This is a genomic window from Aeromonas sanarellii (assembly GCF_000820085.1).
GTDB lineage: Bacteria > Pseudomonadota > Gammaproteobacteria > Enterobacterales > Aeromonadaceae > Aeromonas > Aeromonas sanarellii.
The window spans coordinates 119,057-136,469 of sequence record NZ_CDBN01000098.1 but is presented as its reverse complement, the minus strand read 5'-3'; the positions used below and the strand labels follow the sequence as shown (position 1 = coordinate 136,469).

General features: G+C 62.6%; 12 protein-coding genes, 1 tRNA gene and 1 pseudogene. 8 read left to right on the top strand and 6 right to left on the bottom strand.

The window, feature by feature from the left end:
* Positions 1-9 precede the first annotated feature (9 nt).
* The 4 genes from BN1132_RS18905 to pepA form a co-directional block, all read right to left on the bottom strand.
* Positions 10-1,302, bottom strand: a complete 1,293-nt coding sequence (locus BN1132_RS18905) for a hemolysin family protein (protein ID WP_042079358.1) — start codon at positions 1,300-1,302, stop codon at positions 10-12.
* A 241-nt stretch (positions 1,303-1,543) separates the two neighbouring features.
* The gene (locus tag BN1132_RS18900; RefSeq protein ID WP_042079357.1) at positions 1,544-4,396 is read right to left on the bottom strand and encodes a valine--tRNA ligase; all 2,853 of its coding nucleotides are present in this window, start codon (positions 4,394-4,396) and stop codon (positions 1,544-1,546) included.
* A 65-nt stretch (positions 4,397-4,461) separates the two neighbouring features.
* Complete coding sequence (locus BN1132_RS18895) at positions 4,462-4,917, bottom strand: DNA polymerase III subunit chi (RefSeq protein ID WP_042079356.1); 456 nt, start codon at positions 4,915-4,917, stop codon at positions 4,462-4,464.
* Between the two features lie 262 nt (positions 4,918-5,179).
* Entirely contained in the window at positions 5,180-6,691 is a 1,512-nt protein-coding gene (gene pepA / locus BN1132_RS18890) for a leucyl aminopeptidase (RefSeq protein WP_042079355.1), read from the bottom strand.
* 172 nt (positions 6,692-6,863) lie between these two features.
* Between pepA and lptF the strand changes: the two genes are divergently transcribed.
* Positions 6,864-7,976: an LPS export ABC transporter permease LptF gene (lptF, locus tag BN1132_RS18885; RefSeq protein ID WP_042079354.1), complete on the top strand. Its 1,113-nt coding sequence runs from the start codon at positions 6,864-6,866 to the stop codon at positions 7,974-7,976.
* A gap of 25 nt (positions 7,977-8,001) precedes the next feature.
* On the top strand, positions 8,002-9,072 hold the full coding sequence (gene lptG, locus BN1132_RS18880; RefSeq protein WP_042079353.1) for an LPS export ABC transporter permease LptG: 1,071 nt from the start codon (positions 8,002-8,004) through the stop codon (positions 9,070-9,072).
* Positions 9,073-9,244: 172 nt separating this feature from the next.
* Here lptG and BN1132_RS18875 read toward each other — a convergent pair whose 3' ends face one another.
* Positions 9,245-9,766 carry an RDD family protein gene (locus BN1132_RS18875; protein WP_042079352.1) on the bottom strand — a complete coding sequence of 174 codons (522 nt, stop codon included), beginning with the start codon at positions 9,764-9,766 and terminating at the stop codon, positions 9,245-9,247.
* Positions 9,767-9,909: 143 nt separating this feature from the next.
* On the opposite strand from BN1132_RS18875, the gene BN1132_RS18870 reads away from it, so the two are divergent.
* The 4 genes from BN1132_RS18870 to BN1132_RS18855 all read left to right on the top strand — a co-directional run bounded on the left by BN1132_RS18870 (position 9,910) and on the right by BN1132_RS18855 (position 14,196).
* Positions 9,910-9,994, top strand: a tRNA-Leu gene (locus BN1132_RS18870).
* 601 nt (positions 9,995-10,595) lie between these two features.
* Positions 10,596-12,023: an ammonium transporter gene (gene amt / locus BN1132_RS18865; RefSeq protein ID WP_042079351.1), complete on the top strand. Its 1,428-nt coding sequence runs from the start codon at positions 10,596-10,598 to the stop codon at positions 12,021-12,023.
* 210 nt (positions 12,024-12,233) lie between these two features.
* On the top strand, positions 12,234-13,586 hold the full coding sequence (rlmD, locus tag BN1132_RS18860; protein ID WP_042079350.1) for a 23S rRNA (uracil(1939)-C(5))-methyltransferase RlmD: 1,353 nt from the start codon (positions 12,234-12,236) through the stop codon (positions 13,584-13,586).
* 100 nt (positions 13,587-13,686) lie between these two features.
* A complete protein-coding gene (locus BN1132_RS18855) occupies positions 13,687-14,196 on the top strand; it encodes a GNAT family N-acetyltransferase (protein WP_209428985.1) in 510 nt (169 codons plus the stop codon).
* Positions 14,197-14,403: 207 nt separating this feature from the next.
* Here BN1132_RS18855 and tppF read toward each other — a convergent pair whose 3' ends face one another.
* The gene (gene tppF, locus BN1132_RS18850; protein WP_042079348.1) at positions 14,404-15,018 is read right to left on the bottom strand and encodes a type IVa pilus pseudopilin TppF; all 615 of its coding nucleotides are present in this window, start codon (positions 15,016-15,018) and stop codon (positions 14,404-14,406) included.
* Positions 15,019-15,058: 40 nt separating this feature from the next.
* Here tppF and BN1132_RS18845 point away from each other — a divergent pair.
* A pseudogene (locus BN1132_RS18845) lies at positions 15,059-15,844 on the top strand (TatD family hydrolase); the annotation flags it as partial.
* A 216-nt stretch (positions 15,845-16,060) separates the two neighbouring features.
* Positions 16,061-17,335: a NupC/NupG family nucleoside CNT transporter gene (locus BN1132_RS18840; RefSeq protein WP_042079347.1), complete on the top strand. Its 1,275-nt coding sequence runs from the start codon at positions 16,061-16,063 to the stop codon at positions 17,333-17,335.
* Positions 17,336-17,413 lie beyond the last annotated feature (78 nt).

Here is a 17,413-nt window from a genome sequence, read left to right as displayed (position 1 = left end):
CTCCGCAGGTTAGCTGGGTTGGTCGGTCAAGGGCATGGCAAGCACCTTGTCGATGCGCAGGCCGTCCATATCCACTATTTCCAGTTGCCACTGTTCCAGGGTGACCAGGTCTCCGGTCTGGGGAAGGCGGCCAAGGAGCAGCATGATAAGCCCTCCGAGGGTGTGATAGTGATGTTTTTCTTCTTCCGGCAGTCGAACCAGCTCCAGGCAGTCCTTCAATTCGGGCAGCGGGATCAGGCCGTCGAGCAGCCAGCTGCCGTCGGCGCGCCGGAAGGCCCAGTTGTCCTCGCCCCCCTCCTGCTGGAAGTCGCCGGCCAGGGTTTCCAGCAGATCCTGCTGGGTGACCAGCCCTTGCAGCTCGCCATATTCGTCCACCACCAGCACCATGTGCTCGGCGTGGGTACGGAAATGGTTGAGTAGCTCCAGGCCGTTCAGGGTCTCCGGCAGCAGGCTGCCATCCTGGGTCAGGGCCGCGAGATCGATGGGCTCCCCCTTGATGTAGGCGTGCAGCACCTTGCCGACGTTGAGGATGCCCACCAGATCCGACAGGCTGCCGTCACAGACCGGGAAGAAGCTGTGGCGATACTCCACCAGGCGCTGCAGGTTGGTCTCCAGCGGCAGGGAGAGATCCAGATAGCGGATGTCGCTGCGCGGCACCATCAGGGAGGCCAGGCTGCGCTCGTCGAGGCGGAACACGTTCCGTAACATAGTGTGCTCGTGATCCTCGATCACCCCGGCCTCTGAGCCCTCCACCAGCATGGCGTGGATCTCCTCCTGGGTGACGTTGGCGCCGCTGCTCTGATCGACCCGCATCAGGCGCAGGCTGGCGTTGGTAGAGGCCGAGAGCAGCCAGACGAAGGGGCGGGTCAGGGTCGCCAGCCACAGCATGGGACGGGCCACCAGGCAGGCGATGCGCTCGGCGCTGAGCTGGCCGAGGCGCTTGGGCACCAGCTCCCCCACGACGATGGAGAGATAGGTGACCAGCACCACGACGATGACGGTGGCGAGCAGGCTGCTGCTCTTGGGGGAGAGCCCCCACTCCTGCAGCCAGAGGGCGAAGGGTTGCGCCAGCAGGGATTCGCCGTAGATACCGTTGAGCAGGCCTATGCTGGTGATGCCGATCTGGACGGCAGAGAGGAAATGGGTCGGATCCTCGCCCAGCTTGAGGGCGATGGCGGCACCGCCGCTGCCCTCGCTGGCCATCTTGGCAAGACGCGCCTTGCGGGCGGTGACGATGGCGATTTCCGACATGGCAAAGACACCATTGAGCAAAATCAATCCAAGCAGGATCAATATTTCCATACTGCAGCAGCACTCCCGGTAGAAAAGGTCGCTGGCAGTGTAATGAATTTGCGGGCGATGCGCTTGTGAAAGGAAGTGATTTGGCTCGTGAATTTTTCAATACGCCTCCCGGGTTGGCGGCGTTGCTCCGCGAGGGGGCTTCCCCCGGTTGCGGCAGCGGGACAGGGCCAGGCCCGCTTCGGTGGGGGCCGGACAAGAAAAAACCCCCGATGGACGGGGGCTTTTGATGGGGAGGGGCCGCTTAGAGCGCCGCGATCTCGGCCTGCTGGGCTTCCAGCTTGGTCAGCTGGAGACGGTAATCTTCCAGCTTCTCGCGCTCCTTGATGATGACCGCTTCCGGCGCCTTGGCGACGAAGGCTTCGTTGCCGAGCTTGCCTTCGATCCGGCCGCACTCGCCGACCAGACGGGCCACCTCTTTGGCCAGACGGGCCAGTTCCGCATCCTTGTCGATGAGACCGGCCATCGGGATCATCAGCTCGGTCGCACCGATCAGCTTCTTCACCGACAGCGGGGCGGTTTCACCGTCCGCCAGCACGCGGATGGACTCCAGACGGGCCAGGGACTTGAGGAAGGCCTCGTTGTCCTGGGCGCGCTCGGCATCCTTGGCATCGCACTGGAGCAGCACGTTGAGGGGCACGCTCGGTGCCACGTTCATCTCGGCGCGGATGTTGCGAATGCTGACGATGAACTCCTTCACCCACTCCTGATCCGCCATCGCGGCTTCGTCCACCTTGGCGGCGTCGAATTCCGGGAAAGCCTGAATCATGATGGTGTCGGCGTGTACGCCAGCCAGCGGGGCCACCGATTTCCAGATGGTCTCGGTGATGAAGGGGATGATGGGGTGCGCCAGACGCAGCAGGGTTTCCAGCACGGTCACCAGGGTGTGGCGGGCAGCGCGCTGCTCGGCCTCGGAACCCTTGGTCAGCACCGGCTTGGTCAGCTCCAGATACCAGTCACAGAACTGGTTCCAGATAAATTCGTACAGCACGCCTGCCGCAATATCGAAGCGGTAGGTATCGAGCGCGGTGCGGAAGTCGCGGATGGCCACTTGCAGCTGGGACTGGATCCAGCGATCCGCCAGGCTGAACTGCATCTCGCCACCGGCAAAGCCGCAATCCTGATCTTCGGTGTTCATCAGCACATAGCGGGAGGCGTTCCACAACTTGTTGCAGAAGTTGTTGTAGCCATCCAGGCGCTTCATGTCCCAGTTGATGTCACGACCGGTAGAGGCCAGCGCCGCCAGGGTGAAGCGCAGGGCGTCGGTACCGTGGGCGTCGATCCCTTCCGGGAACTGCTTGGCGGTACGCTTGGCGATCTTCTCGGCCATCTGCGGCTGCATCATGTTGCCGGTGCGCTTCTCCAGCAGATCTTCCAGGGAGATGCCGTCGATCATGTCGAGGGGGTCCAGCACGTTGCCCTTGGACTTGGACATCTTCTGGCCTTCTTCGTCACGGATGAGGCCTGTGATGTAGACGGTCTTGAACGGTACCTGCGGCTGGCCGTTCTCGTCCTTGATGAAGTGCATGGTCATCATGATCATCCGGGCGATCCAGAAGAAGATGATGTCAAAGCCGCTCATCAGCACGTCGGTGGGGTGGAAGGTCTTGAGCGCCTCGGTGTTGTTTGGCCAGCCCAGGGTGGAGAAGGTCCACAGGGCGGAGCTGAACCAGGTGTCGAGCACGTCTTCGTCCTGACGCAGCACGGTCACGGACGGGATGCTGTGCTTGGCGCGCACTTCGTCCTCGTTGCGGCCCACGTAGACGTTGCCGGCATCGTCATACCAGGCCGGGATGCGGTGACCCCACCACAGCTGACGGGAGACGCACCAGTCCTGGATGTCGCGCATCCAGGAGAAGTACATGTTTTCGTACTGCTTGGGCACGAACTGGATGCGGCCATCTTCCACCGCCTCGATGGCGGTCTTGGCCATGGGGGCCACGCGCACGTACCACTGGTCGGTCAGCATGGGCTCGATGGGCACGCCGCCGCGATCGCCGTAGGGCTGCTGCAGCACGTGATCCTTGATCTCGGCCAGGAGGCCCAGCTCGTCCAGCTTGGCGACGATGGCCTTGCGGGCGGCGAAGCGCTCCATCCCGGCGAACTCGGTCGGCAGGGTGGCGTCATAGGCGGTGCTGGGGTTGCCGTTGGTGTCGACCACTTCGGCCTCGGCACGCACGTGGGCGTCCAGGGTGAAGATGTTGATCATCGGCAGGTTGTGGCGCTTGCCCACCTCGTTGTCGTTGAAGTCGTGGGCCGGGGTGATCTTCACACAGCCGGTGCCCTTCTCCATGTCGGCGTGTTCGTCGGCGACGATGGGGATCAGACGGTTCACCAGCGGCAGCAGGATGTGCTGGCCGATCAGCGCCTTGTAGCGGGGGTCTTCCGGGTTTACCGCGACCGCGGTATCACCCAGCATGGTCTCGGGGCGGGTGGTGGCGACGATCAGGTGTTCCTGACCCTCGGCGGTTTTGGCGCCGTTGGCCAGCGGGTAGCGCAGGTGCCACATGTGGCCCTTGATCTCGCGGTTTTCCACTTCCAGGTCGGAGATGGCGGTGTTGAGCTTGGGATCCCAGTTCACCAGACGCTTGCCACGGTACATCAGGCCATCTTCGTACAGGCGGACGAAGACTTCCTGCACGGCGGCGGAGAGGCCTTCATCCATGGTGAAGCGCTCGCGCTCCCAGTCCACGGAGTCGCCGAGGCGGCGCATCTGACGGGTGATGGTGCCGCCGGACTCTTCCTTCCACTGCCAGATCTTGTCGATGAAGGCTTCACGACCGTAATCGTGGCGGGTCTTGCCCTCTTCGGCGGCGATCTTGCGCTCCACCACCATCTGGGTGGCGATACCGGCGTGGTCGGTGCCCGCCTGCCACAGGGTGTTCTTGCCCTGCATGCGGTTGTAGCGGATCAGGGTGTCCATCAGGGTCTGCTGGAAGGCGTGACCCATGTGCAGGCTGCCGGTGACGTTCGGCGGCGGGATCATGATGCAGAAGGAGTCTTTGCTGGTGTCGCCGTGGGGCTTGAAGTAACCCTGGGCTTCCCAGTGCTGATAGAGCGCCTGTTCGATGGCGTTGTGATTAAAAGTCTTTTCCATGGTCTCGCCGTATTCTGGATGGATGGATTCTGGTGTTGATTCGTCGTGGATCGAGGGTGGCGCAGTCAGGGCTGCGCCGGATCCGGTGCGGCAAGGACGGGCTGATCCCTCATCTCGAGGGTGTGGCCCGCCTGGCGATAGTGCTTGTAGCGCTCGCGGGCTTGCTGCTTTTGCGTTTCGTCAGTGGGGACAAAATCTACCACTTGAGCGAAGTGTCCTGCAAACAAAGGTGTCTGCCGGGCCAGGTTGATGAGGCAGGCATAACGCCGCTTCGGCGGCTGATGGCCGATCTCCACCGGGGCCTGACCGCTCTCCCCCTGCAACTGGTGCGGCACGAAACGATCGGTTGGCAGCTGCCACAGCAGCTCGTCCAGGCGCAGGGCCTGGGCCTCGTCGTCACAGAACAGATAGAGGTGGCCGCCACTCCAGCCATCGGCCGCGAGCTGGCAGACGAGGCGCTCGACGGCGGAGGCATCCGCATCATCGGGCTGGCTCATCAGGTAAAAGGTCACTTGGCTCATCAGGTGGGTCCCGTTTGGCTGTGACGGACAGCGATTGGCCGTCTGCTGGGGCGCCGTGCGGTGCGCGGTATCCCAATGTTCTCAATGAAACAAGGAAGAGGCGAGCCTCTTCCTTGTGATACAGGGTAACGCCTTCTCGCATCGCTCATCGAGTCGATGGGGAAGGGCATCACTCCTTGTCTTCGACGTCCGCCACGCCGGCCCGGTTGAGCAGGAAGATGCTGGCTCGGCAGGGGCAACGGACTGTCGGGCAAGGATGGTTTTACTCTTTATCCTCAACGTCTGCCACGCCGGCTCGATTGAGCAGGAACTGGGTCAGCAGGGGCACAGGACGACCGGTGGAGCCCTTCTCCTTGCCGCTCTTCCAGGCGGTCCCGGCGATATCCAGGTGGGCCCAGTTGTACTTCTTGGTGAAGCGCGACAGGAAGGCGGCGGCGGTAATGGTGCCGGCCGGGCGACCGCCGATGTTGGCCATGTCCGCAAACGGGCTCTCCAGCTGCTCCTGATACTCGTCGAACAGGGGCAGGCGCCAGGCGCGATCACCCGCCTGCTCGGAAGCGTTGAGCAGCTCGTGGGCCAGGGGGTTGTGGTTCGCCAGCAGGCCAGAGGTGTGGTGGCCAAGGGCGATGATGCAGGCCCCGGTCAGGGTCGCCACGTCGATCACGGTTTCCGGATCAAAGCGATCCACGTAGGTCAGCGCATCGCACAGCACCAGGCGGCCTTCGGCGTCGGTGTTGAGCACCTCGACGGTCTGGCCGGACATGGTGGTGAGGATGTCACCGGGGCGGTAGGCGTTGCCCCCCGGCATGTTTTCGCAGCCCGCCAGCACGCCGATGACGTTGATGGGCAGTTGCAACTGGGCCAGGGCGTGCATGGTACCAAGCACGGAGGCGGCACCACCCATGTCGTACTTCATCTCGTCCATACCCTCGGCCGGCTTGATGGAGATGCCACCGGAGTCGAAGGTCAGCCCCTTGCCCACCAGCACGATGGGCTTGGCGTCGGCGTTGCCCTTGTACTCGATGATGGCCATCATGGCCTCGTTCTCGGAGCCGCGGGCCACCGCCAGGTAGGAGTTCATGCCGAGCTCGGCCATCTCCTGCTCGCCGATCACCTTGGTGGTGATGTTGTCATAGGCATCCGCCAGACGACGGGCCTGGGAGGCGAGGTAGGCCGGGTTGCAGACGTTGGGCGGCATGTTCGCCACGTCGCGGCAGACGCGCACGCCCTTTGCCACGGCCAGGCCGTGGGTGATGGCTCGCTCGCCTATGGTCAGTTCCCGACGCGTCGGCACGTTGAACACCAGCTTGCGCAGCGGGCGGCGGGGTTCGGCCTTGTTGGTCTTGAACTGATCGAAGCTGTAGAGGCCCGCCTTGGTGGTTTCCACCGCCTGACGCACCTTCCAGTAGGTATCCCGTCCCTTGACGTGCAGTTCGGTCAGGAAGCAGACCGCTTCCATGGAGCCGGTCTCGTTCAGGGTGGTGATGGTCTTGTTGATGATCTGCTTGTACTGGCGTTCGTCGAGTTCCCGCTCTTTGCCGCACCCGACCAGCAGCACGCGCTCGCTGAGCACGCCCGGTACTTGGTGCAGCAGCAGCATCTGGCCTGGTTTGCCTTCCAGATCGCCGCGGCGCAGCAGCGAGCTGAGGTAGCCGTCGCTGATCTTGTCCAGCTGTTCGGCAACCGGAGAGAGGCGGCGAGGCTCAAAAACGCCGACCACGACGCAGGCGCTGCGTTGCTTCTCAGGACTGCCACTCTTTACACTGAACTCCATGGAATCTCCTACATCCTAAAGACAAAAGGCACCATTTATTGAATAATGCGGTGCTTGTTGGGGTATCAGAGGCGGAGCGAACAGCCACAGGCTCCGCAGTTCAAACTGGTAAAAATCCAATATAGGGCCCTATTTTTCAGGCATTCGACTAAAAACACAAGTTTACTTGGGAATGACTGTGATCGTTTTCCGATATTTGTTCAGGGAGACCCTGAAAACCCAGCTGGCGGTGCTCTTCGTGCTGCTGCTTATCTTCGTCAGCCAGCAATTTATCCAGATCATCGGCGATGCCGCCGATGGCGAGGTGCCGACGCGCCTGGTTTCCACCCTGCTGCTGCTCAACCTGCCGAATATGGCGCTGTTGATGCTGCCTATCAGTCTGTTTTTAGCCATTCTGTTTGCTCACGGCCGTTTGTATGCGGAAAGCGAGATGACGGTGATGCATGCGGTGGGCTTCAGCCACCGTTTCATCATGGGCAGCGCCATGGTGCTGGCCCTGCTGACGGCGGCCGTCGCGGCGTTCAACACCGGCTGGATCGCCCCCCAGGCCAAGGAGCGCGAGTACCAGGTGATCGACGAGTTCAAGGCCGATCCGGGTATCTCCTTCCTGCAGGCCGGCCGTTTCATGGAGCTCGACAAGGGGCGGCTGGTCGCCTACATCCAGGATCTGAACGACAAGGGGTCGGAGTTGCAGAAGATCTTCGTGCTGCAACGGGCCGAAGGCACCTCGCCGCCCTCGGTGGTGGTGGCGACGGAAGGGGTGGTCACGGTCGACAACAACGGACTGCAGTGGCTCACCCTGAAGGACGGTTCCCGTTACGAGGGGCACTTCAATACCCGCCAGTTCCAGATCTCCCAGTTCGACGAATACAGCCTGGTGATCCGCCAGCAGGAGATGGAGCGCTCTAACCGCAAGGCGGCGGCCAAGCCGACCATGGCGCTGCTCGGCACTCAGGACAACCAGCTGATGGCGGAGCTGCAGTGGCGCCTGTCGCTGCCGCTCTCCATCCTGGTGCTCACCTTCCTGGTGGTGCCGATGGCGCGGGTCAACCCCCGTCAGGGGCGCTACGCCAAGCTGCTGCCGGCCATCCTGCTCTACCTCTCCTACTTCCTGCTGCTCAGCGCCGCCCGGTCGGCCATCGACAGCGGGCGTCTGCCCCACTGGCCCGGCATGTTCCTGGTGCCCCTGGTCTATCTGCTGCTGATCGGCCTGCCGCTCAACCTGCAGGGCACCAGTTGGTGGAACGGGATGAAGGGGCACTTCTTCCGGAGACAATCAGCATGATGCTGCAACCTAGGAGTTTCTGCTGATGTTCGGCATTCTCGATAGATACATAGGCAGGGTCATCTTCATGTCGATCCTGCTGTGCGAGCTGACCCTGGTGGGGCTGGCGGCGCTCATCAAGTACGTGGAGCAGTTGAAGGCGGTCGGGGAGGGCAACTACGACATGCTCAATGCCCTCTACTTCGTGCTGCTCTCCATGCCGAAAGAGGCGGTGCTCTTCTTCCCGCTGGCGGCCCTGCTGGGCGGCCTCATCGGTCTGGGACAACTGGCGACCAGCTCCGAGCTGGTGGTGATGCAGGCGGCGGGCCGCTCCAAGATCAGCATCGTGATGGCGGCGCTCAAGACGGCGATCCCCCTGATGTTGCTGGTGGGGCTGATGGGAGAGTACGTGGCCCCGGCTGCCAAGCGGATGGCGGACGACATCAAGGCGGGCGCCATGTCGGAAGGGCGGCTGACCGTCTCGGCCTACGGGGTCTGGGCCCGCGACGGCAACAACTTCGTCAGCATCAACGGGGTGCGCAACGACGGCGCCCTGACCGGCATCACCCTCTACCGCTTCACGCCGTCCCGCAACCTGATCGACGTGGTCCAGGCGCAGGAAGGGGTGTTCGAGCAGCATCACTGGCTGCTCAAGGGGGTGCATGTCACCCGCTTTGACGACCCCACCCGAGTCCTGGATGAAAAGCATGCCCAGATGGAGTGGCAGTCCGAGCTGACTCCCAAGCAGCTCGGGGTGGTCAGCATAGACCCCGAGAACCTCCCCGTCTCGGGTCTGATGGACTATATCGGCTATCTGGACGCCAACAAGCAGGACGCCGGTCGTTACAAGCTGGAGATGTGGCGCAAGCTGCTGTCGCCGCTCTCCGTGGTGGCCATGATACTGCTCGCCTCCTCCTTCATCTTCGGCCCTCTGCGCTCGGTGAGCATGGGGGCGCGGATGCTGATGGGGATCATGACCGGCTTCGCCGTCTACGTCAGCGATCGGGTCTTTGGCCCCGTCAGCCTGGTCTATGCGGTGCCCCCCATACTGGCGGCCATCGCTCCCAGCCTGCTATTTGGCGGCATCTCCTTCTACATCCTGAGCCGCAAGCAGTAGCGGTCTGAGGGGCGGTGGCGTCGCTGGCAAAAGGCGGCCATCGCTCCCGATGTGCTGCTGTCTGGCGGCATCTCCTTCTATATCCTGGGTCGCAAGCCGGCGTGGTCTGAGGCGACAAGATGCAAAGAGGGCACCCATGGGTGCCCTCTTTCTATTGCGTCAGGTGCGTCGGTCACTTGTTCAGCTGTTCCAGATTCTCTTCTTTGCTCAGCACCACGACCTCGCACTCGGCCCAGATATCCTGGAAGGCGCGCGGCCGCTCGCGGTTGAACACGCAGAGCAGGTTGCCGAGGCCGAAGGCCGAGGTCGCGAGCCGGATCAGTGCCTGAGTGATACGGATATTGCTGCCGTCCACATTCTGGATGCGCAGCCGCCAGGCTCGCATGCCGATGGTCTGGCCGGCACGGGTCCAGAACCAGGTGTAGAAGCCGCAGATCACCAGAGCCAGCCAGGCGCTGTAGAGGGGGCTGGTGAGCAGCCAGGCCGCATCCTTGCCTTCGGGCACGGTTGCCATGCCGGTGGCCAGCAGCAGGTGCGCCACCCCCATGCCGATGAAGCCGGCGATGATCAGCAGGGCGATGACCACCAGATAGTCGTAGAGCAGGGCTCCCAGGCGCCGCAGCAGACCGGCTGACGGGTGTCGATGCTGGGGGGCGGGGGGCTGAAGGGAGGAGGGGGTCTTGCGCTTGGCCATGGTGATTATTCCATTAATATGATGCGGGCATTCTATGTAACTGATCCTGCATCGGCAAGGCGTTGAATAAATGAGCAAACGACGGTGGGTGAAAGAAAAACACCTTGCATGCCCAAACGCCATTCGTATAATCCCTCGCAGCTGCCCGGGTGGCGAAATCGGTAGACGCAGCGGATTCAAAATCCGCCGTAGCAATACGTGTCGGTTCGAGTCCGACCCCGGGCACCATCAGATTCCAAAACAAAAGGCCATCCTCGCGGATGGCCTTTTGTTTTGCCGCGCATGCCCTTGTCAGTCGATATTCTGAGCGATCCGTCGCCGCCCCCCTGAGCGATCGCAGAGGCTGAGCGCCTTCATGTGACGGCCGGGGTCAAACCCGGTGATCCCGACGCCGTAGGGGCCTACGACCTGCCTCGCCCCTTCTCCCCGCACGGGGCACAAAACACATCTGTGTTCTTCATGGCGCCGGCCTTTTCATTCGTTTCGCAAATGTCTTGGCGAGGGGCACAGGCATCCTGTCGCCCCGTGCACGGCATGCCATTGAGCCATCCTGGTGCAGGTGTCCGGCGCTGCACAGCCGAAGTGCGAATTCCCACCCGTCGCGGGGCGTCATGCTCCAATATGGTGCGATGTCGATGGGGGTTGATGGTAACCAATTGAAAATAATCAATTATATTTTCTGGCCTGCTTTATGCTTTACATCTTCCATGTCGCCATGACGAGCCCGTGACATCGTCTCCTGATGGCGGCGAGGATGCGGGCAGTGAGCAGGTTTGAGATTCATATCAGGAAATGGACCCGGATGCCGGGACGACAAGGAGAGGGCTGTATGTTCAAGAGACTCGTAATGACTGGCCTGCTGGCGTTGAGCGCTACCATGGCCGCCCCTGGCTGGGCCGAAGAGGTGGCCGCACAGGCGGATGTGGTACAGGCTGCCGCGACCGTGACGATCAACAAGGGGGACAACACCTGGCTGATGGTGGCGTCGGCCCTGGTGATCCTGATGTCCATCCCGGGGCTCGCCCTGTTCTACGGTGGTCTGGTGCGCGCCAAGAACATGCTGAGCGTGCTGATGCAGGTGTTCACCCTGTTCTGCCTCATCACCGTGCTCTGGGTGGTTTACGGCTATTCGCTGACCTTCACCGAGGGGGGCGCCTTCTACGGTTCGTTTGACAAGGTGCTGCTGGCCGGGGTGACGCCGGATTCCATCGCCGCCACCTTCAACAAGGGGGTGGGGATCAGCGAGTTCATCTATGTGGTGTTCCAGGGGGCCTTTGCCGCCATCACCTGCGGGCTCATCGTCGGCGGTTTCGCCGAGCGGATGAAGTTCTCGGCCGTGCTGCTGTTCGCGGTGATCTGGTTCACCTTCGCCTACATTCCGATGGCGCACATGGTGTGGTACTGGGCCGGCCCGGATGCCTATACGGATGCTGCAGCCGCCGAGGCGGCCGGTGCCACCGCGGGCTATCTGTTCCAGCATGGCGCCCTTGATTTCGCCGGCGGTACCGTGGTGCACATCAATGCAGCGGTTGCCGGTCTGGTTGGTGCCTTCATGGTCGGCAAGCGGGTCGGGTACGGCCGGGATCCCATGACCCCCCACAGCCTGACCATGACCATGATTGGTGGCGCCCTGCTGTGGTTCGGCTGGTTCGGCTTCAACGCCGGCTCCTCCCTGGAAGCCAACGGCACGGCGGCCCTGGCCTTCGCCAACACCTGGCTGGCGCCAGCCGGTGCCGCCCTCTCCTGGACCTTCGCCGAGTGGGCGATGAAGGGACGTCCCTCCCTGCTGGGTGCCGTGTCCGGTGCCGTGGCGGGCCTGGTGGCCATCACCCCTGCCGCCGGTTTCGTCGGCGTGGGCGGCGCCCTCGTCATAGGTCTGCTGAGCGGTGTGGCCGGTCTGTGGGGCGTGCACGGTCTCAAGCGCCTGCTGGGAGCCGATGACAGCCTGGACGTGTTCGGCCTGCACGGGGTGTGCGGGATCCTGGGGGCCGTGTTGACCGGCGTGTTTGCCAGCCCGGATCTGGGCGGCACCGGGGTCTGGGACTATGTGACCAACCAGGTGGCCGAAGGCTACTCCATCCTGGCCCAGGTGAAGGTGCAGGTGATCGGCGTAGGGGTGACCGTGGTCTGGACCGCCCTGGTCTCCGCCGTGGCCTACAAGCTGGTGGACCTGCTGATCGGCCTGCGGGTGAAGGAAGATGCGGAGCGGGAGGGTCTGGACGTGACCAGCCACGGCGAGAAAGCCTACAGCCTGTGATCCCCTTCCCCTGACTCGAGACCGCCGGCATTGCCCGGCGGTTTTTTTATGGCGCTACGGGGCGGGGAAGGGGCCCCGTCGTTATTTGCATGAAGAGGCGGTTTAGTGCCTGCATTTTGGGCGGATCTTCGCTAAACTCTGCCACCCTTTATGCGGGGTCGCCGGGTCAGCCCTGCCGCCACCCTTTCTTATACGCCTTCGGAGCCGCTCATGCCGTTAGTGGGACACCAACATCGGATCGATATTCTGGAACTGACCGACAAGGGGGATGGCAAGGGTCGCCTGTTCGATCGCCCCCTGTTTGTCGAGGGTCTGCTGCCCGGTGAGCAGGCGTTGGTCGAGTTGACCGAGGTCAAGCCCAACTACCTGCACGGCAAGCTGGTCGAGCTGACCGGGCCCTCTGCCGATCGGGTGCCCGATTTCTGCCCCAACACAGAGTGCGGTGGCTGCCAGGTGCGCCCGCTGGCCTACCCGGCCCAGCTCGCTCTCAAGCAGACTCTAGTGCAGAGCGCGCTGGAGCAGATGGGGCTGGGCGAGACCATCGTCAATCCCATCCTCGGCATGGACAGCCCCTTCGCCTATCGCAACAAGGCGCAGTATGCCGTGCGCGGCAGCGAGGCGGGGGCCGAGATCGGCTTCTATCGCAAGCACTCCCACGATCTCATCACCGCCGACGATTGCGCGGTGCAGGACTCGCTCCACGTCGAGCTCAACGCCCGGGTGCGCCAGTGGATGCGCGAGCACGAGGTCGCGGCCTACGACGAGGTGGCCCACACCGGCTGCATACGCAACCTGATGACCCGCAAGGGCTTCAAGAGCGGCGAGCTGATGGTGGTGCTGGTGACCCTGGGCGAGGAGCTGCCGTTCGAGGCCGAGTTGCTGGCGTGCTTAAGCGATCTGCCCGTCACTACCCTGGTGCAGAACATCAATGGCGAACGCACCAACCGCATCCTGGGCGACAAGAACCGGGTGCTGCTGGGTAGCGGGGTGATCCGCGACAAGATCCACGAGCTCGAGTTCGAGATCTCGCCCCTCTCCTTCTTCCAGAACAATCCGGGCCAGACCGACGTGCTCTACTCCAAGGCGCTGGAATATTGCGAGCTGACCGGCAGCGAGACGGTGTTCGACATCTATTGCGGAATCGGCACCATCTCCCTGTTCCTGGCGGGCAAGGCCGCCAGGGTGGTGGGGATAGAGTCGGTGGAGAGCGCCATCAGCGACGCCCGCCGCAACGCGGCCCTGAACGGCATCGAGCACACCGAATTCCACGTGGGCAAGGCGGAGCAGCTGATGCCCGTGCTGCATGCCGACGGCGTGACCGCCGACGTGGTGGTGATGGATCCCCCCCGCAAGGGTTGTGACAAGGCGGTGCTGCAGACCCTGGTCGCCATGGCCCCGCGCCGGTTGGTCTATGTCTCCTGCAACCCGCAGACCCTGGCCCGGGATCTCGCCTGGCTGGTCAAGCAGGGCTTCGTGCTGGACGAGGTGCAGCCGGTGGACATGTTCCCGCACTCCATGCACGTCGAAGCGGTCGCTCGTCTGAGCCTGCCGGCCAAGGCCTGAATTGAATTAGCCAGATGGCTCTGATAAAAACGACTCCAAATGGAGTCGTTTTTTTATGGCCGTGGACCGGTGTAACCACCAGGCAGGGAGATCAGGGGTGATGATTCGTCTGGCAGGGGTGGAGGATGCAGCGGCGCTGGATCACTTCTTTGGGCAACTGGACAGGGAGACCCGCTTCATGCTGTATGAGGCGGGGGAGCGCCCCTCGGATATCGAGGGGCAGCGCCAGCGGCTCGAGGCCATGGCGGCGGCCCCCAATCAGGCCATGTGGCTGCTGGTGCTGGCCGGGGAGGTGCAAGGGTTTGCCGTGCTCATCGGCGGCGGCCTGGCGCGCAACCGCCACTGCGCCCTGGTGGTGATGGGGCTGCGGTCGAGAGTTCGCGGGCTGGGATGGGGTGAGCGGTTACTGCGCACCCTGATTGCGGCCGCCGGCGAGCTCGGGATCCAGCGGTTGGAGCTGGGGGTGATGGCCCACAACGAGGTGGCCCACGCCCTCTATCGCAAGTGCGGCTTCCGGGACGAGGGGTTGCGGCGGCGGGCCTATCGGCTGGATGATGGCTACGTGGACGAGATCAGCATGGGGTTGCTGCTGCCGCCCGGAGCGCAATGACTTGGCTGACCTGGAGGGGGAGGCGACAGAGTGTCCGACGGCTTGATGAAGGGAGGAACGCGCTGATGAAAGGTATCTTGTTACGCTGGCTCGCCCGCTACGACGCCTGGTGCCAGGAGTGGGGACTCACCCCGGAGAACCGGCGCTGTTGCGCGCCGGTGCGCCATGACGAAGACGAGGATGCGCCAGAAACGCGCGACGACGCCCTCAATGATAATTGCGCGTCACGGCGCCGGTGACGCTGTTGTAGTCGAACGAGAGCCCCTCCGGATACGCCGGAAAGCGGCCGATGGAATCGCGCAGGATATAGCGGCAGTTGTCGTGGCGCAGATTGCCTTCGAGTTGATCATTGGCCGGGATCAGCCGTGAGATATAGTCGCTTTTTGAATCTGTATGGCGTTCATCGGCTGCCGTCAGGTCGGTGTCGAGCAGGGCGCCGAACAGGCTCTCGCAATCGTCCCGGCTGCTGACGGAGATCTGATCGCTGTCGCCACCGGGGAAGATTGCATCGGGGCCCTGACCCCCCTGATCCTCCTTGGTCCCCACCGGCCAGCCATGGCGGTTGATGTCGAGATCCTGCTTGCCCATGCCGCTAAAGTTGTAGAGTGCCAGCGGCTCCCCCTTCACCTTGACCGCCCAGCCAGCGTGGGCGAGCTGCACGGCGCTGGCAAAACTGCCCGCCGTCGCCGAGACGCTGCTCTTGAGTGCATCGTCCTGGATGTTGATGAAACGGGGCAGGGCGGTGACGGCCAGGATCCCCAGCACGACGATGACCAGCACCAGTTCTAGCAGGGTAAAGCCGCGGGAAACGCGTGTTGACATGAGATGAACCCAGTGAGTACGACAAACGGATAGGCGCGATATGGAACTGATAGACACCCATTGCCACCTGGACTTTCCCGTCTTCGATGCCGAGCGGGAGGCCCTGCTGGTCCAGTGGCGCCAGTTGGGCGTGGGCGAGTATATCATCCCCGCCGTGGGAGAGGAGAACTGGGGACGGATCAGGACGCTGGCCGAGCGCCACGACGAGATCCGCTATGGGCTGGGGATCCATCCCTGGTATGTGGGGGCCCAGACGGAGGGGGTGCTGGCCAGGCTGGAGTCCCTGCTGGCGAGCCGGCCCCCTGGGCTGGTGGCGGTCGGGGAGTGCGGGCTGGATCTGCGCACCCAGGTGTCTCAGGAGGGGCAGATCGAGATGTTCGAGGCGCAAGTAAGGCTGGCCATGACTTACGATCTGCCCCTCATCGTCCACTCGGTGCGGGCCAATGACACCGTCGCCAAGATACTGCGGCGCTTCAAGCCGGCGAGAGGGGGGGTCATCCACGCCTTCAGCGGATCTCAGCATCAGGCAGAGGCGTTCTGGCAGCTGGGGTTCAGGCTGGGGATAGGGGGCGTCATCAGCTATGAGCGGGCCAACAAGACCCGGGAGGCGATCAGAGCCATGCCGCTGGAAGCCCTGGTGCTGGAAACCGATGCCCCCGACATGCCGTTGCAGGGGCGACAGGGGGAGATCAATACCCCGGGGAGCCTGCCGGTGATCGCCGACATGCTGGCACAATTGCGCCAGCAGCCGCTGGAGGATGTTATATCGGTGTTACATGAATCCACCCGGCAACTTTTCCCACTGGGAAAATTAAAGTGCAACACCTTGTTAACGATTGATGCCGATGTGATAAAAAACAACGTCCATAAAAATCGTTTTCGGTCTAATTAAACGATGTTCAGCCCGTTTCTGGCTTATAAAATGTGACCAGTATTCTATTTTGTCGCACCGTAATTAGTATAATGCGCACCCTTGATTAGCGGCTTTAATACACAAATCGTTAACAAGCTGGCTGGTGCTACTAAAGAGGAAGTCTGAATAATGAATCTGATAATGGGTCTGGTAGGGATGGCAACGCTCGTCCTTATCGCGGTGCTATTTTCCAGTAATCGCAAAGCAATAAGAGTGCGTACCGTCGCCGGTGCCTTTGCAATCCAAGCCGGCCTGGGTGCCTTCGTGCTGTACGTCCCGGTTGGCCGCGACATCCTGGTGGGCGTATCCGATGCCGTTTCCAGCGTCATCGGTTATGGTCAGAACGGCATCGAATTCCTGTTCGGTGGTCTGGTCAGCAACAAGATGTTCGAAGTGTTCGGTGGCGGTGGTTTCATCTTCGCCTTCCGTGTCCTGCCCGTCATCATCTTCTTCTCTTCCCTGATTGCGGTTCTGTATTACCTCGGCATCATGCAGTGGGTAATCAAGCTGCTGGGTGGCGGTCTGCAGAAGGTGCTGGGCACCTCCCGTACCGAGTCCCTGTCAGCCACTGCCAACATCTTCGTCGGCCAGACTGAAGCCCCGCTGGTGGTGCGCCCCTTCATCTCCAAGATGACCGACTCCGAGCTGTTCGCCGTCATGTGTGGTGGCCTGGCCTCCGTTGCCGGTTCCGTGCTGGCCGGTTACGCCTCCATGGGCGTCAAGATGGAATACCTGATCGCCGCCTCCTTCATGGCCGCCCCGGGTGGTCTGCTGTTCGCCAAGCTGCTGGTACCGGAAACCGAGACCCCCAGCTACGACGAGAATACCGCCGAGGGCGAGCTGGACGACAAGCCGGCCAACGTGATCGATGCCGCCGCCGCCGGTGCTTCCGCCGGTCTGCAACTGGCTCTGAACGTCGGCGCCATGCTGCTGGCCTTCATCGGCCTCATCGCCATGATCAACGGCATCTTCTCCGGCGTGGGTGGCTGGTTCGGCTATCCGCAGCTCTCCCTGGAACTGCTGCTGGGCTGGCTGTTCTCCCCGCTGGCCTTCCTGATCGGTGTGCCCTGGAGCGAAGCCGTGGTCGCCGGCTCCTTCATCGGTCAGAAGCTGGTGGTGAACGAGTTCGTGGCCTACCTGAATTTCGCCCCCTACCTGAAGGATGAAGTGCTGATCAACGGCGTGGCCATGTCCGAGCACACTAAGGCCATCATCTCCTTCGCCCTGTGCGGCTTCGCCAACCTGTCCTCCGTCGCCATCCTGCTGGGTGGTCTGGGCTCCATGGCTCCGAACCGTCGCGGCACCATCGCCAAGTTCGGTCTGAAGGCCGTGCTGGCAGGTTCTCTGTCCAACCTGATGTCTGCCACCATCGCAGGCTTCTTCCTGGCGCTGTCCGGCATGTAATACTGCCTGACCGTGAGGGTAAAGACGAACGCCACAGCGACTTGCTGTGGCGTTCTCGTTTGGAGCGGTGACAACCGT

Excerpts from the sequence above, each read along its gene's own strand:
- lptF (WP_042079354.1), top strand. The coding sequence starts at position 6,864 with ATGACTGTGATCGTTTTCCGATATTTGTTCAGGGAGACCCTGAAAACC.
- rlmD (WP_042079350.1), top strand. The coding sequence starts at position 12,234 with ATGCCGTTAGTGGGACACCAACATCGGATCGATATTCTGGAACTGACC.
- tppF (WP_042079348.1), bottom strand. The coding sequence starts at position 15,018 with ATGTCAACACGCGTTTCCCGCGGCTTTACCCTGCTAGAACTGGTGCTG.
- BN1132_RS18905 (WP_042079358.1), bottom strand. The coding sequence starts at position 1,302 with ATGGAAATATTGATCCTGCTTGGATTGATTTTGCTCAATGGTGTCTTT.
- lptG (WP_042079353.1), top strand. The coding sequence starts at position 8,002 with ATGTTCGGCATTCTCGATAGATACATAGGCAGGGTCATCTTCATGTCG.
- BN1132_RS18895 (WP_042079356.1), bottom strand. The coding sequence starts at position 4,917 with ATGAGCCAAGTGACCTTTTACCTGATGAGCCAGCCCGATGATGCGGAT.
- pepA (WP_042079355.1), bottom strand. The coding sequence starts at position 6,691 with ATGGAGTTCAGTGTAAAGAGTGGCAGTCCTGAGAAGCAACGCAGCGCC.
- BN1132_RS18855 (WP_209428985.1), top strand. The coding sequence starts at position 13,687 with ATGATTCGTCTGGCAGGGGTGGAGGATGCAGCGGCGCTGGATCACTTC.
- BN1132_RS18875 (WP_042079352.1), bottom strand. The coding sequence starts at position 9,766 with ATGGCCAAGCGCAAGACCCCCTCCTCCCTTCAGCCCCCCGCCCCCCAG.
- BN1132_RS18900 (WP_042079357.1), bottom strand. The coding sequence starts at position 4,396 with ATGGAAAAGACTTTTAATCACAACGCCATCGAACAGGCGCTCTATCAG.
- BN1132_RS18840 (WP_042079347.1), top strand. The coding sequence starts at position 16,061 with ATGAATCTGATAATGGGTCTGGTAGGGATGGCAACGCTCGTCCTTATC.
- amt (WP_042079351.1), top strand. The coding sequence starts at position 10,596 with ATGTTCAAGAGACTCGTAATGACTGGCCTGCTGGCGTTGAGCGCTACC.